This is a genomic window from Alteromonas sp. W364, from assembly GCF_031846205.1.
Taxonomy (GTDB): Bacteria; Pseudomonadota; Gammaproteobacteria; order Enterobacterales; family Alteromonadaceae; genus Glaciecola; species Glaciecola blandensis.
On record NZ_JAVRID010000031.1, the window covers coordinates 1 to 633 of the forward strand.

At 39.7% G+C, this 633-nt stretch carries 1 protein-coding gene; it reads left to right on the forward strand.

The genetic code is table 11. The features are described 5' to 3' along the window. Positions 1-38: 38 nt before the first annotated feature. On the forward strand, positions 39-329 hold the full coding sequence (locus RM556_RS17325; protein ID WP_311375216.1) for a hypothetical protein: 291 nt from the start codon (positions 39-41) through the stop codon (positions 327-329). The last annotated feature ends 304 nt before the right edge of the window (positions 330-633 follow it).

The following is a 633-nucleotide window of genomic DNA, read 5'->3' on the forward strand; positions in this document are numbered from 1 at the left end:
CGGGGTGTTATGTGTCGGTCAATTAAAGGAAAGTTGGAATGACAAAGGAAGAATTGGAAGCGCAAATTACTTTAAAAGAGATGTCGGAAAAAGAGCTATTGAAAGCAGAGTTTGACAACTTGAGACCATCTGTTTGGCGGTTTATTTTTACGATGGGCAGTTCATTCTTTTTTATTTCCCTCATGTTTTGGATTGATCCTGACTTTGGAGGGGAGCCAACATCCTTATACCTGATTTTTCTAATTTTACTCATTAATGCTAATACTTATTATGAGAGTGACAAAATTAATAAACGGATAGATATGTTGTATAAGATGTTGAAAGACTGACACTTAACATACGACTCTGGCGCAAGCTCTTTCTTTAAAGAGTCACTCTCATCTGTTTTTAATGAGTTATTTTCGGGTTCGCGAGCATTCGTTGTTTGGTCCACGCTACTAACCATCAGTTGCTGTATCAGCGCCAAACGAGTATTTTTTTACTTAAATAGTTAACGCAAGGAGGCATTAAATGTTTTATCAAAACCGCAAAAACATCAGGCAGCATAACAATCGCATAAACTCACTCCCTACGGTCGCTGGGACATCATTACGTGCGGCGGCACGCAATGCTGCCCGTTATGCGGGGTGTTAG

What these genes read in the sequence shown, in the direction of transcription:
- RM556_RS17325 (WP_311375216.1), top strand. Translation starts at nt 39, where the DNA reads ATGACAAAGGAAGAATTGGAAGCGCAAATTACTTTAAAAGAGATGTCG.